The 24,820-nt window shown below is 69.7% G+C and carries 24 protein-coding genes; 11 read left to right on the top strand and 13 right to left on the bottom strand.

All coding sequences use genetic code 11. The features are described from left to right. Window positions 1-184 precede the first annotated feature (184 nt). Window positions 185-967 (top strand): SDR family oxidoreductase, encoded by a 783-nt coding sequence (locus tag ACODT0_RS14500; RefSeq protein ID WP_261215741.1) that lies wholly within the window; start codon window positions 185-187, stop codon window positions 965-967. 1 nt (window position 968) lies between these two features. Here ACODT0_RS14500 and cynS read toward each other — a convergent pair whose 3' ends face one another. Both cynS and ACODT0_RS14490 read right to left on the bottom strand, forming a co-directional pair. Next, window positions 969-1,412 carry a cyanase gene (cynS, locus tag ACODT0_RS14495; RefSeq protein WP_489041563.1) on the bottom strand — a complete coding sequence of 148 codons (444 nt, stop codon included), beginning with the start codon at window positions 1,410-1,412 and terminating at the stop codon, window positions 969-971. A 180-nt stretch (window positions 1,413-1,592) separates the two neighbouring features. Further along, on the bottom strand, window positions 1,593-2,024 hold the full coding sequence (locus tag ACODT0_RS14490; protein WP_057595284.1) for a nuclear transport factor 2 family protein: 432 nt from the start codon (window positions 2,022-2,024) through the stop codon (window positions 1,593-1,595). 126 nt (window positions 2,025-2,150) lie between these two features. On the opposite strand from ACODT0_RS14490, the gene ACODT0_RS14485 reads away from it, so the two are divergent. Continuing rightward, a complete protein-coding gene (locus ACODT0_RS14485; protein WP_489041630.1) occupies window positions 2,151-2,759 on the top strand; it encodes a TetR/AcrR family transcriptional regulator in 609 nt (202 codons plus the stop codon). Here ACODT0_RS14485 and ACODT0_RS14480 read toward each other — a convergent pair. After that, window positions 2,737-4,398 (bottom strand): L-lactate permease, encoded by a 1,662-nt coding sequence (locus tag ACODT0_RS14480; RefSeq protein ID WP_296735365.1) that lies wholly within the window; start codon window positions 4,396-4,398, stop codon window positions 2,737-2,739. The two genes, ACODT0_RS14485 and ACODT0_RS14480, sit on opposite strands and share 23 nt — an antisense overlap. A gap of 257 nt (window positions 4,399-4,655) precedes the next feature. On the opposite strand from ACODT0_RS14480, the gene ACODT0_RS14475 reads away from it, so the two are divergent. The 4 genes from ACODT0_RS14475 to ACODT0_RS14460 all read left to right on the top strand — a co-directional run bounded on the left by ACODT0_RS14475 (window position 4,656) and on the right by ACODT0_RS14460 (window position 8,673). Beyond that, window positions 4,656-5,540, top strand: a complete 885-nt coding sequence (locus ACODT0_RS14475) for a LysR substrate-binding domain-containing protein (protein WP_057595286.1) — start codon at window positions 4,656-4,658, stop codon at window positions 5,538-5,540. 190 nt (window positions 5,541-5,730) lie between these two features. Beyond that, window positions 5,731-6,888, top strand: a complete 1,158-nt coding sequence (locus ACODT0_RS14470; RefSeq protein ID WP_057595287.1) for an alpha-hydroxy acid oxidase — start codon at window positions 5,731-5,733, stop codon at window positions 6,886-6,888. A 151-nt stretch (window positions 6,889-7,039) separates the two neighbouring features. Continuing rightward, on the top strand, window positions 7,040-8,380 hold the full coding sequence (locus ACODT0_RS14465) for an MFS family transporter (protein WP_057595288.1): 1,341 nt from the start codon (window positions 7,040-7,042) through the stop codon (window positions 8,378-8,380). Window positions 8,381-8,442: 62 nt separating this feature from the next. Next, entirely contained in the window at window positions 8,443-8,673 is a 231-nt protein-coding gene (locus ACODT0_RS14460; RefSeq protein WP_489041562.1) for a hypothetical protein, read from the top strand. Window positions 8,674-8,871: 198 nt separating this feature from the next. Here the strand turns inward: ACODT0_RS14460 and ACODT0_RS14455 are convergent, their stop codons facing one another. From ACODT0_RS14455 to ACODT0_RS14445, 3 genes are read right to left on the bottom strand one after another with little or no spacing between them, the layout of a single operon-like run. Then, the gene (locus tag ACODT0_RS14455) at window positions 8,872-9,864 is read right to left on the bottom strand and encodes a tripartite tricarboxylate transporter substrate-binding protein (protein ID WP_489041561.1); all 993 of its coding nucleotides are present in this window, start codon (window positions 9,862-9,864) and stop codon (window positions 8,872-8,874) included. A 41-nt stretch (window positions 9,865-9,905) separates the two neighbouring features. After that, the gene (locus tag ACODT0_RS14450; RefSeq protein WP_489041629.1) at window positions 9,906-11,267 is read right to left on the bottom strand and encodes an alpha/beta hydrolase family protein; all 1,362 of its coding nucleotides are present in this window, start codon (window positions 11,265-11,267) and stop codon (window positions 9,906-9,908) included. Window positions 11,268-11,287: 20 nt separating this feature from the next. Continuing rightward, window positions 11,288-14,002 (bottom strand): tannase/feruloyl esterase family alpha/beta hydrolase, encoded by a 2,715-nt coding sequence (locus tag ACODT0_RS14445; RefSeq protein WP_489041560.1) that lies wholly within the window; start codon window positions 14,000-14,002, stop codon window positions 11,288-11,290. Between the two features lie 149 nt (window positions 14,003-14,151). Here ACODT0_RS14445 and ACODT0_RS14440 point away from each other — a divergent pair, with 149 nt between their 5' ends. Then, window positions 14,152-15,084 carry a LysR substrate-binding domain-containing protein gene (locus ACODT0_RS14440; protein ID WP_413762697.1) on the top strand — a complete coding sequence of 311 codons (933 nt, stop codon included), beginning with the start codon at window positions 14,152-14,154 and terminating at the stop codon, window positions 15,082-15,084. Beyond that, window positions 15,081-16,076: a Bug family tripartite tricarboxylate transporter substrate binding protein gene (locus ACODT0_RS14435; RefSeq protein ID WP_057595295.1), complete on the top strand. Its 996-nt coding sequence runs from the start codon at window positions 15,081-15,083 to the stop codon at window positions 16,074-16,076. The genes ACODT0_RS14440 and ACODT0_RS14435 overlap by 4 nt, the downstream gene beginning before the upstream one ends. A gap of 27 nt (window positions 16,077-16,103) precedes the next feature. Here the strand turns inward: ACODT0_RS14435 and ACODT0_RS14430 are convergent, their stop codons facing one another. The 3 genes from ACODT0_RS14430 to ACODT0_RS14420 form a co-directional block, all read right to left on the bottom strand. Further along, complete coding sequence (locus ACODT0_RS14430) at window positions 16,104-16,664, bottom strand: putative glycolipid-binding domain-containing protein (protein ID WP_489041559.1); 561 nt, start codon at window positions 16,662-16,664, stop codon at window positions 16,104-16,106. A 69-nt stretch (window positions 16,665-16,733) separates the two neighbouring features. Then, window positions 16,734-17,012, bottom strand: a complete 279-nt coding sequence (locus ACODT0_RS14425) for a contact-dependent growth inhibition system immunity protein (protein WP_057595297.1) — start codon at window positions 17,010-17,012, stop codon at window positions 16,734-16,736. A gap of 26 nt (window positions 17,013-17,038) precedes the next feature. After that, the gene (locus tag ACODT0_RS14420) at window positions 17,039-17,887 is read right to left on the bottom strand and encodes an RNase A-like domain-containing protein (protein WP_057598104.1); all 849 of its coding nucleotides are present in this window, start codon (window positions 17,885-17,887) and stop codon (window positions 17,039-17,041) included. A 420-nt stretch (window positions 17,888-18,307) separates the two neighbouring features. On the opposite strand from ACODT0_RS14420, the gene ACODT0_RS14415 reads away from it, so the two are divergent. Both ACODT0_RS14415 and ACODT0_RS14410 read left to right on the top strand, forming a co-directional pair. Next, window positions 18,308-19,498 carry a Y-family DNA polymerase gene (locus tag ACODT0_RS14415; protein ID WP_057592928.1) on the top strand — a complete coding sequence of 397 codons (1,191 nt, stop codon included), beginning with the start codon at window positions 18,308-18,310 and terminating at the stop codon, window positions 19,496-19,498. A gap of 4 nt (window positions 19,499-19,502) precedes the next feature. Next, on the top strand, window positions 19,503-20,189 hold the full coding sequence (locus tag ACODT0_RS14410; protein WP_489041558.1) for a TIGR02117 family protein: 687 nt from the start codon (window positions 19,503-19,505) through the stop codon (window positions 20,187-20,189). Window positions 20,190-20,416: 227 nt separating this feature from the next. Here ACODT0_RS14410 and ACODT0_RS14405 read toward each other — a convergent pair whose 3' ends face one another. Further along, window positions 20,417-21,469 carry a purine-nucleoside phosphorylase gene (locus ACODT0_RS14405; RefSeq protein WP_489041557.1) on the bottom strand — a complete coding sequence of 351 codons (1,053 nt, stop codon included), beginning with the start codon at window positions 21,467-21,469 and terminating at the stop codon, window positions 20,417-20,419. Between the two features lie 134 nt (window positions 21,470-21,603). Here ACODT0_RS14405 and ACODT0_RS14400 point away from each other — a divergent pair, with 134 nt between their 5' ends. Beyond that, a complete protein-coding gene (locus tag ACODT0_RS14400; protein ID WP_489041556.1) occupies window positions 21,604-22,908 on the top strand; it encodes a DNA topoisomerase IB in 1,305 nt (434 codons plus the stop codon). On the opposite strand, the gene ACODT0_RS14395 is transcribed toward ACODT0_RS14400, so the two are convergent. The 3 genes from ACODT0_RS14395 to ACODT0_RS14385 all read right to left on the bottom strand — a co-directional run bounded on the left by ACODT0_RS14395 (window position 22,854) and on the right by ACODT0_RS14385 (window position 24,737). Further along, entirely contained in the window at window positions 22,854-23,531 is a 678-nt protein-coding gene (locus tag ACODT0_RS14395) for a hypothetical protein (RefSeq protein ID WP_057592922.1), read from the bottom strand. The genes ACODT0_RS14400 and ACODT0_RS14395 overlap by 55 nt on opposite strands. Window positions 23,532-23,718: 187 nt before the next feature. Then, window positions 23,719-23,898: a DUF3606 domain-containing protein gene (locus tag ACODT0_RS14390; protein WP_203204764.1), complete on the bottom strand. Its 180-nt coding sequence runs from the start codon at window positions 23,896-23,898 to the stop codon at window positions 23,719-23,721. Between the two features lie 131 nt (window positions 23,899-24,029). Next, a complete protein-coding gene (locus ACODT0_RS14385; RefSeq protein WP_261215694.1) occupies window positions 24,030-24,737 on the bottom strand; it encodes an arylmalonate decarboxylase in 708 nt (235 codons plus the stop codon). Window positions 24,738-24,820 lie beyond the last annotated feature (83 nt).

Here is a 24,820-nt window from a genome sequence, read left to right as displayed (position 1 = left end):
GGGCCCATGCGAGAAGAAAGTTCGCCTGCCAGCCGGTGTCGCCGGCGCGACGCCCTTGTTTCGGAGAAAAAGGCAAGAACCGCGTTCGATCCGGATAACGCCCGAGGCGGCAGCGGCGCGACACTTCCAAGCATGCCGGGAGCCCCTTGGCAACCGTGCATCCCCCAAGCATGAGGAGTTATCCATGACCGCAATCCAGGACAAAGTCGTTCTCATCACCGGCGCGAGCAGCGGCATCGGCGAAGCGACCGCGCGGCTGCTCGCGCGTCGCGGCGCGCATGTGGTGCTCGGTGCGCGCCGCACCGACCGGCTCGCGGCGCTCGCGGCCGAGATCCGGGCCACCGGCGGCTCGGCGAGCTTCCAGCGGCTCGACGTCACGCTGCGCCCCGAGATGGAGGCCTTCGCCGAACTGGCGCTCGAGCGCCACGACCGCATCGACGCGCTGGTCAATGCCGCGGGCGTGATGCCGCGCTCGCCGCTGTGGATGCGCAAGATCGAGGAGTGGGAGCTCATGATCGACGTCAACCTGCGCGGCGTGCTGCTCGGCATCGCGGCCGTGCTGCCGACCATGCAGGAACAGGGCTGGGGCCACATCGTGAACCTCGCGCCGGTGTCGGTCACGGGCGTGACGGCCGAGTCGGCCGTCTACCACGGCACGCAGTACGCGGTGGACGCGATCTCCGAGGGCCTGCGCCAGGAGCATGCGGGCCGCGTGCGCGTGAGCGTGCTCCATCCCGAACTCGCGCCGCCGGGCGATCCGCGCCTGGAGCGCATCGCGGCGGGCCTGGCGGGCGAACGCATGTCGACGCGGCGGCGCCTGCTGGCGCCGGCCGACGCGGTGGCGCGTTCGATCGCCGGCGCGATCGAGGGCGGCTACTACGCGGCGCATCCCGTGCCCGCGCTGCTGCGCTCGCCGGGCGGCCGCTCGGACAGCGCGCCCGAGGAGCCGGCCGAGTACGCCTTCTGATTCAATAAGTCTTGTAGGGCAGGAACTTGCCCGAGAGCACCACGTTCACGCGGTCGCCCTTGGGATCGGGCTCGCGCTGGATGTCCATGCTGAAGTCGATGGCGCTCATGATGCCGTCGCCGAACTCCTCGTGGATCAGTTCCTTGATGGTGGTGCCGTAGACGCTGACGATCTCGTACCAGCGGTAGATCAGCGGATCGGTCGGCACCGCCGAGGGCAGCGAGCCCTTGTACGGCACCACCTGCAGCCACTTCTGCTCCTCGGCGCTGAGGCCGAAGATGCGCCCGACGATCCTGGCCTGCTTCTCGTCGAGCGTCATCTGGCCGAGGCAGGCGGCGGTGGTCCATTCCTTCGAGAGGCCGAGCTTCTTTGCGACATCGGCCCACTGCAGGCCCTTGGCCACCTTGGTGGCGATGATCTTCTCGGTGACTTCGTTGCGGTTCATGGTTGGCTTGCTCCTGTGGTGTGCATGGGTACAAGCAACAGGCATGCCGAAAAACACGGGCAGCCGAACGCAGAGGTCGCGAAGGTTGCGCAGAAGTCGCAGAAGAAAACCACCAAAGGGTTCTGCTTCTGCGACTTTCGCGTTCCTTTGTCTTCCCTTCTGCGTTCGGCTGTCCGTGTTTCAGGCGCGTTCCCAGCGGAACTTGCGCTCCGACTCCGCGATGGGCTGGTCGTTGATGCTCGCGTAGCGCCGCTGCATCAGGCCGTTGGGCGCGAACTCCCAGTTCTCGTTGCCGTGGCTGCGGAACCAGTGGCCCGAGTCGTCGTGCCATTCGTACTCGAAGCGCACCGCGATGCGGTTGTCCATGAAGGCCCAGAGCGTCTTCTTCAGGCGGTAGTCGAGCTCGCGCACCCACTTGCGCTGCAGGAACTGCACCACCTGCTCGCGGCCGTTGACGAAGTCGGCGCGGTTGCGCCATTCGGTGTCGGGCGTGTAGGCCAGGCTCACGCGTACCGGGTCGCGCGTGTTCCAGGCATCTTCGGCGGCCTGGACCTTCTTGAGCGCGGTCTCGAGCGTGAACGGGGGCAGCGGCGGGCGGGATTCGGATTCCATGGCGGTCTTTCGGTGAAGAGGAGAAGGTTGGAAAAAGGCAGAGGCGGTGTAGCCCGGCCGCAATGTGCCACATGTAGACAGACCTGTCTACATGGCGGCGGGAGTGCCTACAATCGCGCCATGGACCTGGACCTTTCCGCCCTGCCCGCGCGCGAGCGCATCCTGCTCACGGCGCACGACCTCTTCTATGCCGACGGCATCCGCGCCACCGGCATCGACCGCGTGATCGCGGCCTCGGCCGTGACCAAGGTCACCTTCTACCGCCACTTCCCCTCGAAGGACGACGTGGTGCGCGCCTTCCTCGACCACCGGCATGCGCGCTGGATGGCCTGGTTCGTCGATGCGCTGGGGCGGCGCGGCGCGCACGAGCGCAGCGGCGACGCGCAGGCCCTGCTGCTGCTGGCCGACGTGATGGCCGAATGGTTCGCCGACCCGGTGTTCCGCGGCTGTGCCTTCATCAATGCCGTGGCCGAGGTCGGCGGCAGCGTCGAAGGCGCGGCCGAGCGCGCGCGCGATCACAAGCGCGAGATGGTCGAGGTGATCGCCGACCTGCTCCCCGCCACGCTGCCGCAGCGCACGGCGCTCGCGCAGGCCGCCGCCATCGGCATCGACGGCGCGATCGTCAAGGCGCAGATGGGCGGCGCCGAGCTGGTGCGCGAGGCGGTCGAGGACCTGCGCCGGCTGCTGCGCGCGCTGGCCGACGCCGCGGCGCCTACTTCACCACCATCGCGGTGAACGGCCACACATAGGCCTGCAGGGTCACGAGGATGCCGACCAGGCAGGCCAGCGCGATCGAGTGGAAGAACACGTAGCGCAGGATCTCGCCCTCGTGGTTGAACCAGCGCGTGGCGGTCGAGGCCACCACGATCGACTGCGCATCGATCATCTTGCCCATCACGCCACCCGAGCTGTTGGCCGCGCCCATGAGGTTGGGGCTCAGCCCGAGCTGGTCGGCCGCCACCTTCTGCATGCCGCCGAACAGCACGTTCGAGGCCGTGTCGGACCCCGTGAGCGCCACGCCCAGCCAGCCCATCAGGGTGCCGAAGAAGGGATACAGCACGCCCGTGTTGGCGAAGGCCAGGCCCAGGGTGGTGTCGAGCCCCGAGTAGCGCGTGAGCGTGCCCAGCGCGAGCATCAGCACGATGGTGAGCAGCGAGAACTTCACCAGCCACAGCGTGCGGCCGTAGGCGGCCACGAGCTGGACCGGGTTGTACTTCATGACCAGCCCGCCCACGAGCGCCGACACCAGGATGCCGGTGCCGGTGGCCGAGAGCAGCAGCAGCTGGTAGACCGCGCCTTCCTTGGTCGGCTTGGGCACCACCGGCGCCACCTTCTCGATCATGTTGTGCAGCCCCTCGATCGGGAAGTTGGGCGCGAAGATGCCGTTGAGCCAGGTCTTGACCGCGGGCAGGCCCCAGATGAACACGAACACCGTGAGGATCAGCCACGGGGTCCAGGCCCGCACCACCGCGGCGGTGGGATGCCTGGTGGGCGCGCCCACCGGCGCGGCCTCGCCGCCGTCGGCCTCGTGGCCCTTGAGCGAGACCGAGGTCCAGATCTTGGCGGGCCTCCACACGCGCAGGAACAGCACCAGGCAGACCATCGAGACGATGGCCGCGATGATGTCCACCAGCTCGGGACCGATGAAGTTCGACACCAGGTACTGCGGGATCGCGAACGACACACCGGTGACCAGGATCGCCGGCCAGATCTCCCACATGCCCTTGCGGCCCGCGAAGGCCCAGATCAGCCAGAACGGCACCAGCACCGAGAAGAAGGGCAACTGCCGGCCGATCATCGCGGTGACGGCCATCAGGTCGTAGCCGTGCACCTTGGCCAGCGTGATCACCGGCGTGCCGAGCGCGCCGAAGGCCACCGGCGCGGTGTTGGCGATCAGCGAGAGCCCCGAGGCCGCGAGCGGCGAGAAGCCCAGCCCGATCAGGATGGCGGCCGTGACCGCCACCGGCGTGCCGAAGCCGGCCGCGCCCTCGAAGAAGGCGCCGAAGGCGAAGGCGATCAAGAGCAGCTGCAGCCGCCGGTCCTCGGTGATGCCGGCGATGGAGTCCTGCAGCACCTGGAAGCTGCCGTTCTGCTGCGTGAGCTGCTGCAGGAAGATGATGTTGAGCACGATCCAGCCGATCGGCAGCAGCCCGGTGATGCCGCCGAGGAAGGCGGCCTTGCCCGCCATGTCGGCCGGCATGCCGAAGGCGAAGACCGCGATCGCCAGCGCGCTGAGGAGGCCGAGCCCGGCCGCGAAGTGGGCCTTGACGTGCAGGAGGCCGAGGCACACCAGCATCACCACCACCGGTATCGCGGCCAGCGCCGTCGATACCACCATGTTCCCGAACGGGTTGTAAACCTGCTGCCAAACCATGTGTCTGTCTCCGTACTGTTGGTATTCGATGTGACGGATGCGCTGCAACACACTGCGATCGCTCAAGCCTCCTTTGCCGTTTCTCTCCTCTGCACTGCACTGCGGCGCGGCGAAACGAAGCGCCGGGGCGGTCGGGCCCGCGGCGCTTCGATACCATCGTACGCCCGCAACCCCCGCGGCGCACCACCTGCGGACAACCGTGGGCCGGCCCGCCCCCTCGGGTACAACCTCCTTCTACGCACTGCCTTCGCACCTTCATGGCTTCCACGCGCCTCCCCTCGACCCAGGGCCTGCTCGCCTTCGAGGCCGTCGCGCGCCTGCGCAGCGTGAACCTGGCGGCCGAGGAGCTCAGCGTGACGCCCAGCGCCGTGAGCCACCGCATCCGCCAGCTCGAGTCGCAGCTCGGCCTGCGCTTCTTCGCGGGCAGTGACTTCAGCCTCAGCGCCGACGGCATCGTCTACCTGGCGCGGGTGCGCGAGGCCATCTTCGCGCTCGAGCAGGTGCCCGGCCGCGAGGCCGCGCCCAACACCCGGCGGCTGCGCGTGGCCGTCACGCCCACCTTCTCGCGCCAGATCCTGATGCCGCAGCTCGCGCGCTTCTGCGAGGCCCATCCCGAGGTCGAGCTGGTGATGCAGGTGACGGCGCCAATGCGCGAGAACGCGCTCGACGAGGCCGACATCGAGTTGCGTTTCGGCGCCGGACCGTTCCGCCAGCGCGAGTTCCTGCAGTTCCCGGCCGATGCGCTCACGCCCGTGTGCAGCCCGGCCTACCTGAAGCGCCACGGCCCGTTCGAGGGCTTCGCCACCCGGGCCGAGGTGGAGCGCGCCCAGCTGCTGCGCACCCCGCTCGAGAACTGGCGCATCTGGTTCGCGGCCCACGGCATCGGCCTGCCCGAGCCCGCCAGCGGCGCCCAGTTCACCGACCTGGGCCTGCTGCTCGAGGCGGCCGCCGAAGGCCTGGGCGTGGCGCTGATGCGGCTGCACCTGGGCCGCGCCTGGATCGACGGCGGCCGGCTGGTGCGGCTGTCGCCGGTCAGCGTGCCCTCGCCCAACCACTACTTCCTGTGCTGGCGGCCGGGTGCGCTGGAGCGGCCCGAATGCGCCGCGTTCGTGGCCTGGGCGCGGCAGTCGCTCGAAGGCTGACGAGGTGTGAAGTGGCCGCCTGAATTCTTTTCAGATCGCCGGCCAGCGTTTTTCAGCCCGGCCGGGCCCCGCCGAAGCCACACTCACGGCGCCGCGCGTTGCGCTGCGGGAGGGGCTGCTGCCCAATAATGGCGGCGGCCCGGCCCCCAGGCCCGCCCACGACAACAACCCGTTCCACAGGAGACTCCCCGTGCCCGACCTTTCCAAGATCACCTGCATCGAAGACCTGCGGGTGGTCGCCAAGCGGCGCGTGCCGAAGATGTTCTACGACTACGCCGACTCCGGCGCATGGACCGAGGGCACCTACCGCGCCAACGAGAGCGACTTCCAGAAGATCAAGCTGCGCCAGCGCGTGGCGGTCAACATGGAGGGCCGCTCCACCCGTACCACCATGATCGGGCAGGACGTGGCGATGCCGGTGGCGATCGCGCCCACGGGCCTCACGGGCATGCAGCACGCCGACGGCGAGATCCTGGGCGCGCTCGCGGCCAAGGCCTTCGGCATCCCGTTCACGCTCTCGACCATGAGCATCTGCTCGCTCGAGGACATCGCCGAGAACACTGGCCGCCATCCGTTCTGGTTCCAGCTCTACGTGATGAAGGACCGCGACTTCATCGAGCGCCTGATCGACCGCGCGCGCGCGGCCAACGTGTCGGCGCTGCAGCTCACGCTCGACCTGCAGATCCTCGGCCAGCGCCACAAGGACATCAAGAACGGCCTGACCACGCCGCCCAAGCCCACCATCAAGAACCTGCTGAACCTCGCGACCAAGCCGCACTGGTGCCTGGGCATGCTGGGCACCAAGCGCCGCACCTTCCGCAACATCGCGGGCCATGCCAAGGGCGTGAAGGACCTGTCCTCGCTGTCCTCGTGGACCGCCGAGCAGTTCGACCCGGCGCTGAACTGGGGCGACATCGAGTGGATCAAGAAGCGCTGGGGCGGCAAGCTGATCCTCAAGGGCATCCTCGACGCGGAAGACGCGCGGCTGGCCGCGAACAGCGGCGCCGACGCGCTGATCGTGTCGAACCACGGCGGACGCCAGCTCGACGGCGCGCCCTCCTCGATCAGCGCGCTGCCGGCCATCGTCGATGCCGTGGGCCGCGACATCGAGGTCTGGATGGACGGCGGCATCCGCAGCGGCCAGGACGTGCTCAAGGCACGCGCCCTCGGTGCCCGCGGCACGCTGATCGGCCGCAGCTTCCTCTACGGCCTGGGCGCCTACGGCCAGGCCGGCGTGACGCGCGCGCTGCAGATCATCCACAAGGAACTCGACGTGACCATGGCGTTCTGCGGCCACACGAGCATCGACACGGTGGATTCGGGGATCCTGCTGCCGGGCACGTTCTAGCAGGTCCGCGCCAGGGGCACGGGCCGCGCGCAAGGCCACGTCGGCGATAGGCCGATGCGGCACCCGCTGACACGACCCGGCCGTCGTGCGGCGCAGAATGGTCCGGCAACAACAACACGGCCGCCGGCCCGTTCGGTGGCCCACAGGCACCATGAGCGCGACCACGCCCCTCCAGGCCGGCCCGGCAAGCCCGGCGGCCTCCGCATCCCCACCCCACTACAGCGCGGAAGAGAAGCGCCACCGCGTGTTCGCGATCATGGCGGCCTCCTCGGGCAACCTGGTCGAGTGGTTCGACTTCTACGTCTACGCGTTCTCGGCGCTGTATTTCGCGCCGGCCTTCTTCCCCAAGTCCGATCCCACCGCGCAGCTGCTCAACACCGCCGGCGTGTTCGCGGCCGGCTTCCTGATGCGGCCGATCGGCGGCTGGCTGTTCGGCCGCATCGCCGACCGGCTCGGGCGCAAGACCTCGATGCTGATCTCGGTCACGATGATGTGCGGCGGCTCGCTGGTCATCGCCTGCCTGCCGACCTACGCGGCCATCGGCGCCTGGGCGCCGTTCCTGCTGTTGATGTGCCGGCTGTTCCAGGGCCTGTCGGTGGGCGGCGAATACGGCACCACCGCCACCTACATGAGCGAGGTCGCGCTGCGCGGGCAGCGCGGCTTCTTCTCCTCGTTCCAGTACGTCACGCTGATCGGCGGCCAGCTGCTCGCGGTGCTGGTGATCGTGGTGCTCGAGCAGCTGCTCAGCGAGGCCGAGCTCAAGGCCTGGGGCTGGCGCATCCCGTTCGTGATCGGCGCCATCGCCGCGGTGGTCGCGCTGCTGCTGCGCCGCACGCTGCACGAGACGCAGAGCGACGAAGCGAAGAAGAACAAGGAGGCCGGCAGCATCGGCGGCCTGTTCAGGCACCACACGCCGGCCTTCCTCACCGTGCTGGGCTACACGGCCGGCGGCTCGCTGATCTTCTACACCTTCACCACCTACATGCAGAAGTACCTGGTGAACACGGTGCACCTGCCGATCAAGACCGCGAGCTACGTGATGACCGGCGCCCTGTTCGCCTACATGTGCATGCAGCCGCTGTTCGGCGCGCTGTCGGACCGCATCGGCCGGCGCAACAACATGCTGCTGTTCGGCGGCCTGGGCGCGATCGCCACCGTGCCGATCCTCACCGCGCTGCAGCACACCACCAGCCCGCTGCTGGCCTTCGTGCTGATCATCGTGGCACTGGCCATCGTGAGCTTCTACACCTCGATCAGCGGCATCGTGAAGGCCGAGATGTTCCCGCCCGAGGTGCGCGCGCTCGGCGTGGGCCTGGCCTACGCGGTGGCCAACGCGATCTTCGGCGGCTCGGCCGAGTACGTGGCGCTGGGCCTGAAGTCGCTGGGCCACGAGTCGGCCTTCTTCTGGTACGTGAGCGCGATGATGGTGATCGCCTTCCTCGTGAGCCTGCGGCTGCCGAGGCAGGCCAGCTATCTGCACCACGACCATTGACCTGCTTGCGCGATCCGGCGGCGCGCGGCACACGACTCGGCCATCTGGTTCTGGTACGTGCCATGAACCGCCTCAAGCACCCCGCAGCCATCGTGGCCGGCGCGCTCATCGTCGGCTTCCTGTTCTACAAGCTCATCGGGCCTGTGGGCCAGTGGTACGAACTCCATCACGCACGCAATGACGGCGACCTGGGCACGCTCTACATGGTCGCGCTTGGCGTGCAGTGCGTGTCGATCGTCGTGGGCGGCTGGCTCGGCAGCCGCGTCTACCGGTGGCTGCGGCGCGGGTCCTGAGGGTCCCGGCTATCCCCGGCATGAGGATTTCCAAACCCGCGCCGAGGCAATGCGCGGCACCATGGAGCCTCAGCCAGGAGAACCACCATGACGCTCATCAGGAACCTCAGAAAACTCGTCGGCGGCGCCATCTCGCTCGCGGGCGCCGCGGTGCTGATCTCCCAGCACCTCTGACGCACCGCCCACAGCCCGCGGCGCTCAGTCCGCGTACACCCCCGCGGCCTTGATGATCGGGCTCCACTTCGCGATCTCGGCCGCCACGAACTTCTTGTGGCCCTCGGGCTCGATGCGCCCGTCGGTCGCGACCACGGCGCCCAGCGCTTCCTCGCGCTTGATGAAGTCGGCGTCCTTCAACGCGGCCTTCAGGGCTTCGTTGAGCTTCTTCTGGATCGCCGCCGGCGTGCCCTTGGGCGCGTAGAGGCCGTGCCAGATCGTGACCTGGAAGTCCTTCAGGCCCGACTCCTGCAAGGTGGGCAGGTCCTTGAGCAGCGGCGTGGTCAGGCGCTTGGGCGAGGTCACGGCATAGGCCTTGACCTTCTTGGCCTCGATCTGCGGCGAGGTGTTGGTGGTCTGGTCGCACAGGAGGTCGATCTGGCCGCCGATCAGGTCGGTGATGGCCGGCGCCGTGCCCTTGTAGGGCACGGTCGTCATCTCGGTCTTGGTGGCGCTCTGGTAGAGCAGGCCGCACAGGTGCGAGGCCGAGCCCACGCCGGCGTTGCCGATGTTGATCTTTCCCTTGTTGGCCGACACCCACGAGGACAGCTCGGCGTAGTTGTTGGCCGGCAGGCTGGGCTTGGCGATCAGGGTCATCGGCACGTCGTTGACGATGCCCAGGTACTCGAAGTCGGTCTCGACCTTGAACGGCACGTTGCGCACCAGCGTCGGCACGGTGGCCATGGCGATGTGGTTGAGCAGCAGCGTGTAGCCGTCCGGTGCCGCGCGCGCCACCTTGGCCGCGCCGATCGAGCTGCCGGCGCCGGGCACGTTGTCGATGATCACGCTCGCGCCGCCCAGCGGCTTGCGCAGCGCCTCGGCCAGGTCGCGCGCGACGCGGTCGGTGGGGCCGCCGGCCGCGAAGGGCACGACGATGGTGACGGGCTTGCCCGCCGGGAAGTCCTGCGCCTGCGCGGGGAGCGCGCAGGCGGCGGCCACCGTGGCGAGGGCGAAGGCGAAAGCGAAACGCTGGGTCATGGAGTCTCCGGGTATTGAAAGGGTCGAATGCGAAAAGAGGATCAGGGCGCGCGCGCCGGCACGCGGCTCTCGAGCGGCGGCGGCTGCCAGGCCGGCTGGATGTGGCAGCCGTTCTTGCCGTCGGTGTCGTAGCGCGGCATCAGCGCGGCGCAGCGCTGCGCGAGGCCCGCGGGCGTGGGCTTTTCGCCCTTGTCGATCCAGTCGAGCAGCGCGGCGAACAGCGCCGGGTATTCCGAATCGCTGAGGTAGCTGTGCTCGCGCTCGTCGCTGAAGCTCTGCACCAGCAGGTCGCCGGTGCCGGCCGCGTCGCGGATGCGGCGGTAGGCGTTCTCGAGCTCGACGAAGGCGGTCGGGTCGTGGATGGCATGCAGCCCCACGGTGGGCAGCGCGGTGCGGCCCGTGGGCTGACTGTCGGCCGCGAGCGCGCCCTGGGCCTGCGGATCGGCCGCGTAGCGCGGCACGCCGGCATTGAGCGCGGCCGCCTCGGCCGGCGCCGCGGCATAGCTCACGCCGACATTGCCGAAGGGATTGCGGCCCCGCAGCCGCAGCTGCGTCAGGTCCTGGAACAGCCAGGTGGCCCAGTTCAGGTGGCCGACCAGCGAGCGCTCGGGAATCTTCACCGCGGTGAGGATGGTCTTGAGCCGCGCGGCCTGCTCGGGCGTGCGCTGCGCCGCGGGCAGGCCCACGCCGGTGCACTCGCGCACGCGCTCGGCCAGCTCCTTGCGCGTGAGCTTCGCGTCGAGCGGCAGGCCCTGCCACAGCGGGTACTGCGGCTCGTCGGGCTTCGGATGGTTGCGGCAGACGTACTGGTAGACCACGCGCAGGTCGAGCCGGAAGTCGTAGGCGCTGTTGCCGCCGCCGAGCACGCCGCTGGTCAGCAGCAGGCCGTCATAGGGGCCCTTGGCACCGCCGGCCGGCGCATAGAGCTCGGCCGCCTTCGCCGCCACGCCCGCGCCATAGCTCTGGCCGTGCAGCAGCGTGCGGCGCGGCTCGCCGAAATGGCGCACGAAGAGCTGGCGCAGGCGCTCGGTGTCCTCCGCCGCCATGGTCACGCCGTAGCCGCCGCGCCGGTAGGTGGAACCGGCCCAGGCATAGCCGGCCTTCACGGTGACGGCCCAGCGCTTGAGGTCCTCCTCGCTGCGCTCGAGCTTGGGGGGCCCGGTTTCAGGGCCGCCGTGCGCGTGCATCACGAGCACGCCGCGGTTCCAGTCCCTGGGGATCGCGATCCAGTAGAGCGCGCCCGTGCCGTCGGCACCGGTGTAGCAGCGGGCGTCCTGCGGCACCGATGCCGGACACGCGGTCGCCCTGGGCCCGGCAGGCGCTGCGAGGGCCGTGGGTGCGAGAACGCTCGACGCAGCGAGGGTCGCGAGCGCCGTCGACACGAGGCGTGCCTTCCAGGCCAACGTGCGAGAGGACTTCTTCGTCAATTGCGAACTCCGAATTGCAGCCCCGCGCTCGTGCCCGCGCCGGACACGTAGCCGATGACGCCGCTGTTGAAGATGAAGTGGTCCGGTGCGCCGGCACTGGACTCGACCACGCCGCGCACTGGCTTGTTGTAGGCCAGTGTCGCCGCCGAGCCCGCCAGATTAAAGTCCGTGCCGGTCGCCGTGGCCGCACTGTTCAGGCCCGACACGCTCGACATGGCGTAGCTGCCGTCCGCCGTGCCAAGAGGCAGTTCCTCGCCGTCATTCGGTTGCAGCGCGTAGAAGCGCATGCCGAAATTTTCGGTCGATGCGCGCACCAGGTGCAGCGGCACCGCCGCGCCATTCACCAGGCCGATCACCATCGAGCCGGTGCGATCGCCTCCGCTGGTGGCGGTGCTGGCGGTGGTAAACACGTTGAATGCCTTGTGCGTGGCGTCGTAGGTGATGTAGCCCTTCTCGGTGTTCGTGCAGGAGGCGTTGTAGATCATGAAACTGCCGGCGTCACCCGCCACGCTGCGGCAGTACTGGAAGGTACCCGCATCGCGCAGACGCACGGCCCCTGCATAGACCTTCGCACCGCTCGCGCCCTGCTGCACGCCCACCGTGTTGAAGATGTCCGACACCGGCTTGAATTCCGTGGGATCGAGCACGTTGTCGAAGGTGTTCTGGAACGCGAGCAGCGGCGCGAAGCTGGTGCCGACCGGAGCCTTCACGCCTCCCTGCAGCACACCGCCCGGCGCGAACGTGAACACGGCACCCGCCTCGTCGCTGGTGTAGCTGCACAGTCCCTGCGACACCAGCTTGCCGCTGCGGGGGAGAGCCCCATTGCGCTGCAGGCTGGCATCGATGGTCACGGTGTAGTCCATCGTGGCCGGATCGATCCGCACGCTGAGTTCCTCGCCGAAGCTGTTGCCGCCCTTGTAGGTGGTGACGGCTGCCGGCAGGTTCTGACAGGCCAGCGGATTGCCGGCTTCCGTCACGCAGCTGTAGTTGATCGCCGCATCGAGGCTGCCGCTGCCGCCGTACTTGGGCCAGCTCGGGTACTGGCACAGAGGACGCGTCCGGCCGTAGGTGGCGGGCACCGCATCGACCGCCACGGCGGTGGCCGGGGCCAGACCGCCTTCGACCCAGCCTTCGAGCGCCGCGAGCGAATCCCAGTTGGGGATGAACACGCCGGTGCCATGGCCCATGCCGGGCACGGTGTAGAAGCGGACGTTCTGGTCGACCATGGTCTGGCCCATGGTGGCGATCATCTGCTTGTAGTAGTCGATGGTCGAGTTGTTGCTGATCACCTCGTCGGCCAGGCCGTGCAGCATGATCAGCTTGCCGCCATGCGCGAAGAACGGCGACAGGTCGGGGTTGGTGGCGTCGGTGAGGTTCGAGACTTCGGTCACGCGCGCCGTGTATGCACCGGGGTTGAGCGGATCGAAGGTCAGGGTATCGAAGTTGGTGATGCGCGTGACGAAGAACTTGACCCACTGGTCACCCGTCACGTACATGTTGGCATCGTTGGTGCCGGCAGGGTTGTCGGGCTGGTTGTCCGTCCCCAGGTCGCGCGTGGTGTAGGGGCCCGCGACCAGCGTGCCTTCCAGCAGGTTGTAGCCACCCGCGCGCTTGACGCCGTTGGCCAGGGCGTAGCTGCTGAACTCGAGCGGCGATTCGATGGCCTTCACCGTGTCGATCTGTGCCTTCGACAGGCAGGTGTCGCCGGTATCGGTGCCACCGGGGCAGAGCAGGTCCGAGAGGATCTGCGCGTTGAGCTGGCGGCAACTCTCGACATTGCTCACGATGTTGTCGACGGCGCCGTCGAGCTTGTCGCAGCGCTGCTTAACCATGTCCTGCACCAGCAGCGTCTTCTTCTTGTTCAGCCAGCCCGCGCCGCCGTTGTTGTAGAGCGCCCGACCGACGGCCACGTTCGACAGCCGCGTCCCCGTGTAGTTGAGCGCGGGCTCGTTGGCGATCACGCCGTCGTAGTCGAGCGGCCAGCGCTGGATGTAGCTCAGCGCGTCGCGCCCGCCGGTCGAGGTGCCGAGGAAGTAGGCCTTCTTCGGCTTGACGCCGTAGCGCGCGAGCACCAATGCCTGCGCCACGTCGCGTGTCTTCTTGAGCGAGAGGCCGCCGTAGTTGGCGAGCTGCTCGTCGTTGGCCGCGAACTTCCCGTCGGTGATGCTGCTCGACTGGTGACCCGAGTCGTCGCCGTAAGTGGCGTAGCCGAGCGCGAGCGGCGCGGGCTTGTCCTTCGGGCCGAAGCGGATCTGCTCGGTGCCGTCGATCAGCACACCGTCGAAGCCGCCGCCGCCGAAATGGATGGTCTTCTGGTTCCACTGCTCGGGCAGGTTCAGCGCGAAGTTGATCAGCTGCGAATTCGGGTCCACCGGCTGGATGGTGCCGCGCACGCGGCAGTAGTCGCCGTAGTTGTTGCCGGCATCGCCCGCGGCCACCGCGGTGGCGCTGGTCACGGTGGCGCCCTGCGTGGGCAGGCTGATCTGCGCGGCGGCCAGGGTCATGCCGGCGAGCTCGGCGCAGGCCTTTGCGGTCTGGGCTGGCGGCGGGTTGGTGGGCGTGTCGCCACCGTTGCCCGGTGGCACGATGGGCAGGAACGGCAGGCCGCCGCCCCCTCCTCCGCCACCGCCGCAGGCGGCCAGGATCAGCGACAGGCCCAGCGCGGTGGCACCGGCGCGCAGGATGGAAGGAAGGCCGAGTCGGGTCGGCACGGATGTCGGCAGGGGGCGCGTTGGGCGCATGGTCTTTGTCTCCGGAACGCGGCCTCGTGGGGCCGCTCATTGAACAGGCGGCCGGACGATAGAAGCAGCCTGACCTAGGGTCAAATAAAATAAAGCAGCACTTTCGATATGAAAAAAATATGGAGATAAGACCGCTGCGCTACTTCGTGGCCGTCGCCGAGACCGGCCACATGACGCGCGCCGCCGAGCGCCTGGGCATCCAGCAGCCGCCGCTGAGCCAAGCCATCAAGGCGCTGGAACGCGAACTCGGCGTGCTGCTGTTCAAGCGCCATCCGCGCGGCGTGGCGCTGACCGACGCCGGCCGCCAGTTCCAGGCCGAGGCGCTGCGCATGCTGCAGGACATGGACGCGATGCGGCAGCGCATGGCGCGCGTGGCCAGCGGCCAGGCCGGCAGCCTGGCCGTGGGCTTCACCAGTTCGGCCGCGGCGCACCGCTTCGTGCCCGAAGCCTTGCGCGCGTTCCGCCGCGAGTACCCCGACGTCGAGCTGCAGCTCAGCGAGAACAACGCCGCCGAGATCACCGAGGCGCTGGCCGCGGGCCGCGTGCACTGCGGCCTGCTGCGCGTGCCGGTCGACCGGCCCGCCGGCCTGGCGTTCGAGACCCTGCTGCGCGAGCCGGTGCTGGTGGCGATGCCCAGCGACCACCGTTTCGCCACCGCGCGCAGCCAGCGTGCGGCGTCCCGCCCGCTGCCGCTGGCGAAGCTCTGCGAGGAAGACCTGATCCTGGTGCGCCGCCCCGGCGCGCCCGGCCTCTATGCCGAGCTGCTCGCGCTGTGCCATGCCAAGGGCCTGCGCCCGCGCGTGGTGGCCGAGGTCGAACGCATGATGACCAACCTCAACCTCGTGGCCGCGGGCGTCGGGCTGTCGGTGGTGCCGGCCTCGATGACCGGCGTGCACGCGCACGCGATCGCCTATGCGCCGCTGGCCGATGGCGGCGCGCTCGACGCGCCGCTCACGCTGGTGTCGCGCGCCGACGAGGACAACCTGCCCGCGCGCCGCTTCGCCGCGCTGCTGCGCGGCCTCGCGGCCGGCGACGCGAAGGGCCGGCCATGACGCGGGCGCTGCATCGCCGTCTGCTGCTGGGCGCGGGCGCGTCCTTCGTCGGCCTCGCCGCGCTGGGCCTGTCGCGCGCCGGCGCGGCATCGGCCTGGCCCAGCAGGCCGGTGCGGCTGATCGTGGTCTACCCGCCGGGCGGCGTCAGCGACGGCATGGCGCGCGTGCTGGCCGAGCCGCTGGCGCAGTCGCTCGGCGTGCCGGTGCTGATCGAGAACCGGCCCGGCGCCGGCGGCAGCGTGGGCATGGACGCGCTCGCGCGCGCCGTGCCCGACGGCCACACACTGGCCTTCTCGGCCATCAGCCCGCTCACCCTGCATCCGCTGCTCGCGCGCGTGGCCTACGACCCGCTGCGCGCCTTCGTGCCGGTGGCCAGCCTGATGCGCACGCCCGTGCTGGTGGTCGGCACCCAGGCCTTCACCGGCCGCGGCTTCGGCGACCTGATCGCGCAGGCGCGCGCCCATCCGGGCGCGGTGCGCTGGGCCAGCTCGGGCGTGGCCACCATCGGCCACCTGGTGCTCGCGCAGGTGCGGGTGCAGAGCCGCACCGACATCACCCACATCCCCTACCAGGGCGGCGGGCCGCAGCTCAACGACGCGCTGAGCGGCCAGTTCGAGGTGCTGTCGACCAACGTCGCGGCGCAGCAGCTGCAGTACATCGAGAACGGCCGCTTCCAGGCGCTCGCGGTCGGCGCGCCGCGCCGCATCGAGGCCCTGCCCGATGTGCCGACGCTCGCCGAGCTCGGCTACGAACGCGCCAACCGCGATTCGCTGTTCGGCCTGTTCGCGCCGGCGCACACGCCGCAGCCCGTGGTGCAGCGGCTCAATGCCGAGATCCAGCGCCTGCTGCGCGGCGAGACGCTGCGGCTTCGGCTGCGCGAGGCCTACAACCTGCCGGCCGGCGGCAGCAGCGAGGACTTCGCGCGCGAGATCGCGCAGGACCGGCGGCGCAACCGGGCGCTGGTGGCGGGGGATCGCTCGCAGTTCGATTGAGGCCGCATCGCGCGGCCGGGGCGCTGCTCAGGCTTCGGCGACCCAGAGCCCCGGATAGTCGTGCACGAAGCCATCGGCCGTGACGCCCAGCACCGCCTCGTAGTCGAAGCGCTTCGCCACGTAGCGGTAGGCGTTGTCGCCGCGGCGCTCGTAGCGCTGCATCAGCTCGCCCAGCCCGCCGCCATCGAGGTCGATCCAGGCCGCGGGCGCGTCCGCGCCTTCGCCGTTCGACAGGCTGAGGCGGCGCAGCTGCAGCAGGTTGGTCGCGGGCGTGAAGCCCAGGTCGAGGTCGACGCAGTGCGAGAGATCGGGCACCGGCTCGTCGTTGAGCTTCCAGCGGCCCTGCGCGTCGCGCGTGATCGAGAGGTCGACCGTGCTGTCGCCGAGCCAGCCGCGCACCGTGCCCCATTGCGCATGCCAATGCAGGTCGCAGCGCACGCGGTAGTGCAGCTGCGCCACGCGGCCGTCCTCGGCGCGGAAGGCCGAGGCGCCGTCGAGCTGCCAGGCGCTGGCGTTGCGTTCGAGACGGCAGGCATCGTGGCCCGGAACGTCGAGCCTGCGCCAGAGAATGGAAGCGACGGTTTGCATGGGGCGGATGATGGCTCCGGCCGTGGGCCCGCGCAAGCCTTGGCCTTATGCCGCGATGGGAGGCCGTGCCTACTGCACCGCCGCCAGCACCTTGTCGAAGAACTCCGCCGCCGTACGGCCGAAATCCTCGGGCAGGTAGTCGCGCTCGAAGTCGCGCGCGAACGCGGCCTCGATGTCGTCGTGCGAGCCCCGGTAGTCGGCGATCTCGGCACGCAGCGCGGCCAATTCGGCCGGGGTGCTCGATTCGCGGTACGAGGCCATGATCTCGGCGCCGGTCTCGCCGAAGAGGATGTCGGCGTCCTGGCCGAAATAGACCTTGGTCAAGTGGTCGATCAGTTCGAATCGCATCGTGGGATCTATTGTTGTGCTGGCTGTCAGAACGGATGGGCGGTGAGGATGTAGAAGGGCTTGCCGTTGTAGGCCTTCATGTTGAGGGTCACGCGCACCTTGGTGAGCTGGCTCACGGCCGTGCTGCCGCGCTGCACGCCGATGCCGACCACGGTGCCGATGTCGTGCTCGAAGGCCACCGGCTTGGAGCCCACCTGCGCCGAGCGCGACCAGGCGCGGATCGCGCGCGCATTGACGCGCACGGTCTGGCTGATGGCCGACTCGGCGGTGGCGAGATCGAAGAAGGACGAGGACTTCTGCAGGCTGGGCTTCTTCGCAAAGCGGTCGAACAGGTCCTGCGCCGACTTGCCGACGTGCTCGCGGATGGTGTGGCCGCCGGCCTTGGAACCGGCCACGCCCTCGTGCTCGATGAGGCGCACCGGCTCGAGCTTGAAGCGGCTCGCGCGCACCGCGATGACGCGCGACGCGGCCAGGCCGCCGGCCACGAACAGCGGCACCGCGACGTCGACCGCGAGCCCCACCTGCGCGCCGGTCTCGGGCGAGGCGCCCATGGCCTGCGCGGCGGCATCGGCCGTCATGGAGGTGGCGGTGCGCTGCGAGCGGCCGGTCCAGACCTGGCGCGCGGCGGTGGCGGTGACGTCGCTGCCGTGGGCGCCGAGCACCACGCAGCCGACCTTGCTCGCCATCGTGGGCTCGGGCGCGACGCACAGCACGCCCGCGCCGACCAGCTCGAGCACGCCGCCGACCAGCGCCGCGGTGCCCCAGAGCCGGTTGCTGAGGCTCGCCGACTCGGGCACGTCCTCGCCACCGAGCACCGCCGCCATCTGCACCGGCGTCAGCGCGACCGAGAGGCCGCCTTCCTCGTCGTCACCCATGGCGCATTCCTTTCCCTAGAACGTGTTCATGATCTTTTCATGGTGCCCGCAAGGCAGCAAAGCGTCGCAATCTAGGCGCGCGCCGCAGTCCAGGCTGATGCCTGGACAAGGTGCGCAACGACGAGTGCGGCGCTTTGCTGCCTTGCCCTTCGGGTTGCCCCGCAAAGCTGGCATCTGCGGCGTTGCAAATGCTCGCCGGGCCACCAGCCCGGCTGCGCTTTGCGCCTTGCACCTGCCAGCTTTGCGGGGCAACGGGCACCATGAAAAGATCATGAACACGTTCTTGGTCCTCGCGGGGGATTGAAATTCCGATGCATTCTTGCACGGCCCGGGCGAACATCGGCGCAGCGCGAGACAATCGTTACCGTGAGTTCCAAGCCCGCCGCCACGCCCCCGATCCGCCGCATCGCCCACCTCGACATGGACGCCTTCTATGCGTCGGTCGAGCTGCTGCGCTATCCGCAGCTCAAAGGCCTGCCGGTGGTGATCGGCGGCGGCCGGCGCAGCGTCGACGAAGCGATCCGCCACCTGCCGCCCGGCGGCACGCTGGCCGACATCCCTGTCGATGCCTTCGCGCGGCTCAAGGACTACGTGGGCCGCGGCGTGATCACCACCGCCACCTATCCGGCGCGGCAGTTCGGCGTGGGTTCGGCCATGGGGCTCATGAAGGCCGCCAAGCTGTGCCCGCAGGCGATCCTGCTGCCGGTGGACTTCGAGGAGATCCGCAAGTACTCGCGCGGCTTCAAGTCGATCATCACCGACATCGCGCCGCTGATGGAGGACCGCGGCGTGGACGAGGTCTACATCGACTTCACCGAGGTGCCCGGCGGCCAGCGCGAGGGCGGGCGCACGCTGGCGCGGCTGATCCAGAAATCGATCTTCCAGGCCACCGGCCTGACCTGTTCGATCGGCGTGGCGCCCAACAAGCTGATCGCCAAGATGGCGAGCGAATTCAACAAGCCCAACGGGATCTCGGTGGTCTACCAGGACGACATCGAGACGCGCATCTGGCCGCTGCCCTGCCGCAAGGTCAACGGCATCGGCCCCAAGGCCGACGAGAAGCTCAAGCGCCTGGGCATCGAGACCATCGGCCAGCTCGCGGCCTGCGAGCGCGGCTGGCTGATCGACCACTTCGGCAAGTCCACCGGCGCCTGGATGCATGAGGTGGCGTGGGGCCGCGACGATCGCCCGGTGGTGACCGAGAGCGAGCCGGTCTCGATGAGCCGCGAGACCACCTTCGAGCGCGACCTGCACGCGGTGCGCGACCGCGCGGAACTCGGCGAGATCTTCACGCGGCTGTGCGAGAAGGTCGCCGAGGACCTGCGGCGCAAGGGCTACGTGGGCAAGACCATCGGCATCAAGCTGCGCTACGACGATTTCAGGATCGCCACGCGCGACCAGACCATCGACCGTTTCACCGACGACGCGAAGACCATCCGCCGCACCGGCGGCCTGTGCCTGAAACGCGTGCCGCTCGAACGCCCGCTGCGCCTGCTCGGCGTGCGCGTGGGCGCGCTGGCGCGCGCGGGCAGCCCCGAGGCGCTGGCACCGGCGGGCGGCGCGCAGCGTTCGGCCGCCGCGCCCGAGTCGGCCACCGCCTCGCTGTTCTGACGCCATGGCCTTCATCGCACGCTGGCTGCGCCGCTTCTCGCTGCTGCTGCTCGGCCTCGTGGTGCTGATCGCGCTCTACGTGGGAACGGCCTTCGCGCTGGTGTTCTGGCCCAGCCATGCGAAGACCGCCGCGCCGGCCACGCCCTACGTCGAGGCCTGGGTGCTGAGCAACGGCGTGCACACCGACTACGTGTTCCCGGTGCGCTCGGCGCTGATCGATTGGCAGAAGCTGTTCCCGCTCGCGGACTTCCCGGCCGTGCCGCCCGGTGCCGAGTACGTGGCGCTGGGCTGGGGCGACCGCGAGTTCTACCTGCACACGCCGACCTGGGCCGACCTCACGGTCTCGCGCGCGCTGGGCGCGCTGTCGGGCCGCAACCGCGCGCTGCTGCACGTGAGCTATCTGCGGCGCGACCAGTTCGGGCCCGACGCGTTCCGGCTGCCGCTGTCGATGCCGCAGTACCTGCGCCTGATCGAGCATGTGCGCAGCACCCTGCCCGCGGGCCAGGCGACGGCCATCGCGGGCGCGCACTACAACGCGCAGGATGCCTTCTACGAGGCCAACGGCGCCTATCACCTGTTCGAGACCTGCAACACCTGGACCGGCCGCGGCCTGCGCCGCGCGGGCGTGACGGTCAGCCGCTGGACGCCGTTCGACTTCACGGTGACGTGGCATCTGCAGCGGGTGCCTTGAGCGGCTGGAAATGCGGGCAGCCGGACGCAGAGGACGCGAAGGTTTCGCGAAGAGCGCGAAAGGAAGACAAAGGAAGGTGAGCCGCTGCCGTTCGGCGGTTGCGACCGATCGGGGCATCCGGCAAGGGGTGCACCGCCCGCAGACGCAGGGCCCACTTTCAAAGGCTGTTCTTTCGCGCTCTTCGCGGAACCTTCGCGTCCTCCGCGTCCGGAAGTCCGCTCCCGACTTCAGGGCCTGGGCACGCCGCTCGCCCACGCACCCCAGTTCGCCACGATGTGGTCGACCATGCGCGTGCCCACCAGCGCGACGTTCTCCACCGTCTCGGCGAAGCCGCCGGCCGTTTCGCCGGGCGCGGGGTCGAGATGCTGCAAGGTGGTCTCGTTGGGATTGCCCTGGTCGAAGTTGACCGCGCCGCGCAGGCTCATCACGCGGTCGGTGCCGTGTGTGCGCTGGATCACGAGCGTGATCGCGGCGGCTTCCATCTCGGTGATCACGTAGTCGTCGGCACCGTAGAGCTTCGCGATGTACTGCGCCTGGTTCGACATGCCGGGGCCGTGGAAGAAGGTGTCGCCCGTCATGTGGGTGCCGGTGCCGACGAAGGGCGCGCGGCGCGCCGCGGCATCGGGATAGCGCAGCCGGTAGCTGCGCGCCGATTCGGAATCCTTGAGCGGCGTGTCGGCCGTGAGCTTCATGGCCCAGCCGACGAGGTCGGGGTTGAGCTTGAAGCGGCGGTACGACTCGTAGCCCTTGCGCGGCATGAAGGTGGGCTCGCCGGGCTTGTTCTCCTCGGGCGCCCAGCGGTGGCCGAGGTCGTAGTCGACCAGCCAGGTGGCCCAGCTGACCTCGCCGATGGTGCCGCGCGAGGGCGGCGTGCCGGCCACGCCCGAGATCACGTAGTAGGCCTGCGAGAAATCGAACTGCGGGTTCAAGAGGATCCCCTGCATCGAGGCCGAGGAATTGACCTTGCCCATGCCGAGCACCGCGCCGCAGACGCCGTGGGCATTGCAGTAGACGGGCTGCAGCGCGCCGGGCACGGCCATCGGCTTCGCGCCCTTCCAGTAGCGCTCGTACCAGTGCTGGAATTCGCCCGCGCGGTCGCCCGTGTTCTGGCCGATCTCGAACATGGCGGCGACGAACACCTTCACCTTCACGGGCAGTTCGGCGCGGGCCTCGGCGCCGGGCGCGGGCGGCATGGTGGCGGCACTGGCGGCACCGGCCAGCAGCGCGGCGGCGGCGAGTGCAGCAAGGCGGGCGAAGCGCAGGGAGGGGGAAGACGGCATGGGTGGACTCCGTGGATTCGAGGATGAGGGCAGGACACGCTAGCGCGGCCATCGCACCGGCGGCGCTCGCGGCGTCCTACAGCCGCGCATTGTCGGCGCTGGCACAACAGGCCTGTCTACACCACGCAACCACCATGCCGGACACTGCATCCTCCGCGAGACGGCCTCCGTCCAAGCCCACGCCGATCGCGAACGGGCTGGTCTACGTGAACCCCGACATGCCGGGCATCCGGCGCCTGCGGCACGGCACGAAGTTTCGCTACCGCGACGCGCGCGGCCAGTGGGTGCGCGACGCGGACGAGCTCTCGCGCATCCGCATGCTGGCGATACCGCCGGCCTACGACGAGGTGTGGATCTGCCCGTTGCCCAACGGCCACCTGCAGGCCACCGGCCTCGATGCGCGCGGCCGCAAGCAGTACCGCTACCACGCCGACTGGCGCGCGCTGCAGGACGAGACCAAGTTCGACCGGCTCGAGGCCTTCGCGCGCGCGCTGCCGCGCATCCGCGCGCGGGTGCAACGCGACCTGCAAGCCGGCAAGGGCACGGGCGCGCCGGCCCGGGCGCAGGTGCTGGCCGCGCTGGTGCGGCTGCTCGACACCACGCTGATGCGCGTGGGCAACGAGGAGTACGCGAGCAGCAACGGTTCCTACGGCCTCACGACGCTGCGCAACCGGCATGCGGCGGTGAAGGGCGCGGCGCTGCGGCTGCGCTTTCGCGGCAAGAGCGGCGTGATGCACGAGGCCACGCTCGAGGACCCGCGCGTGGCGAAGATCGTGCGCGGCTGCCAGCAACTGCCGGGGCAGGCGCTGTTCCAGTACGTGGGCGAGGACGGCGAGCCGCACAGCGTCTCGTCGACCGACGTCAACGACTACCTCGGCGAGGCGGTCGAGGGCCAGAAGGGCCTGGGCGGCGAGCGCTTCACCGCGAAGGACTTCCGCACCTGGCACGGCACGGTGCAGGCGCTCGAACTGACGCGGCTGGCCTGCGAGCCGGGCCGGGTCGCCTCGGACGGCAGCCGCTACACCGCGAAGGACATCCTCGCGACCGTGGCGCGGCAGCTCGGCAACACGCCCGCGGTCTGCAAGAAGGCCTATGTGCATCCCGCGGTGCTGTCGCTGGGCAGCGCGCTCGCGAGCACCGAGGCCGATGCCGCCTCGGCCCTGCTCGAGCGCATCGCGGGACGCCGCAGCGCGCGGCCCTCGCGCGGGCTGCATGCGGCGGAGCGGCGGCTGCTGGCCTTCCTGCAGGCACACCGGCGCGAGCTCCAGGCCGCGACGCGGCAGCGCAAGAGCGCGAAGCCCGCATCGGGCCCGGCGACATCCCCGGGAACATCGAAGCACGCGCCGCTGGCGGTGCGCAAGGCCGCGCCAGCGCGGCCGCGTGTTCAGCCCGCGCCGAGCGAGAAGCGCACGCTGTCGCGCTCGAGCGCGATGCGGTAGCCGAGGTCCTCGGCCAGGCTCTGCAGCGCGACCGCGTCGATGGCCAGCGCGCGCGGCGCGCGGTGCGCATCGAGCACCGGATTGACGGCGCTGGCCTCGCGCGGCAGTGCCGCGAAGCGCAGGCCTTCGGCGCCGTCCGCCTCGATCCGGATCGCGCCGGCTTCGGGCGCGCCGTCGTGCAGGTAGCCGAGCGCGCCGAGGAACAGGTAGCGCAGCGCGGCCGCCGCGGGCCAGCGCTTGTCGTCCTCGCCGGCGGCGAGCGCATCGTCCACATCGAGCGACACGCCATGCAGGTCGAAGGCCGCGCGCATCAGCGCGACGCAGCGCGCCACGAGCGCGGCGCGCGTGATGCCGTCGTCGGTGGTGGCCAGCTCCCAGTCGCGCAGCGAGCGGATGCCTTCGACCAGTTCGGACACCTGGCCGTCGACCAGGCCCATGCGTTCTTCGCTGGCGGCGCGATCGATGGTCTCGGCGGCGAGCTGGCGCTTGAGCATCAGCAGCGCCATGCGGATCACCGACACCGGCGCCGCCATGTCATGGCGCAGCGCGGGCAAGGCGCGGGTCAGGAGTTCGTGGCGCACGCCGGCGGCGATCCAGCTGCGCGCTCCGGGAGAGGTCTTCATCGCGCCGCGGCTCTGGCCGCGGGGGCGGCATGTGGATGGCGATGCCCGGAGGTCGGGCCGGCGAGGGAGGCGATGAGGAGGGGGAAGTTCAAGGGAGATGTCCCGGTGCGAGGCAAGCGACAGAGTATCGGCCGCGCCTCGCCGCCCGGGTGTAGGAACCTGCCTACGCAGGTTCGCTCGCTGGCGATCAGGGCTTGCCGAGGTAGGTCCGCACGTCCTTGACCTCGACGCCGGCGGCCGCGACGGCCGAGCGCAGCTGCGCCTCGGTCACGCCCAGGGTCTGGGTCCAGTAGCGCATCTCGTGCGCCTCGTTCACGTTGATGCGCGAGCGGTCGGGTTGCCCGCGTTGGCTCAGGTCGTCTGCCATGGTGCTGTCCTCCAGGATGGTTCAGGGAATGGACAGCAGACTGAGTCCGTTCGATGACCGCGACGGAAAGACCGCAGCGCGTCCCTGTGCAGGACATGTCCGAAGCGAGGCGGGACGCGCGCGTTTTTCGCTCAGTCGAACAGGCGGCCGTTGCCCGGCGAGCGCGCATCGAGCCCGGCCTTGCGCACCAGGTCGCGAAAGCCCGCGGGCGAGCTCGAGACCACGGGCACCTTCAACACCGATTCGAGTTCGCGCACGGCATCGAGCGTGACGAGGCCGCCGCAGGAGATGAGGATGCCGTCGGCGCCGGGCCGCGCTTCGAACACGCGGCGGCCCAGGTCCACGAGCACCTGCGTGCCGACCTGGCCGACCGCTTGCACATCGGAGATCGACAGGCCTTCGATGGCCAGCGCTTCGAAATCGCTCTGTTCGAGGTAGCGCCGCAGCTGCACGTTGACCTCGTCGATGTAGGCGGTGGCCACGGCGACGCGCTTCACGCCGAGGCTGCGCAGTCCCTCGACGATGGCGTTGCTCATGGTGGTGCAGGGCAGGCCGGTGGCGCGCGACATCTCGACTTCGAGTTGCCGGTTGAAGGCGGCGCCGCGGAAGAAGCTCAGCGAGGTGCCCATGAGGGAGATGGCGCTGACGCCCTCCTCCTTGAGTTCCAGCGCCTTGCCGATCACCGAGTCGATGACCTCGGTGTAGCCGCGCGTCGAGATTTCTCCGAGGCCGAGGCCGCGTGCGCTGAAGCGAATGCGGGTGCCGTAGAGAAGCGGGCCGTCGATGGGGACTTGGCCTGCTTTCGGGGGGACTATGAGGCCCAGGTGTGGTTGGTTCATCTCTTCTGTTTCATTCAGTTTGGGGTCTGGGGCGCGTGCACAGGGCATCGGGTACTTCCCTCCGCGAATGTCCCCCGCCCTTC

It is taken from the genome of Variovorax sp. FG153, assembly GCF_057809595.1.
This window is presented reverse-complemented; position numbering and strand designations above follow the sequence as displayed.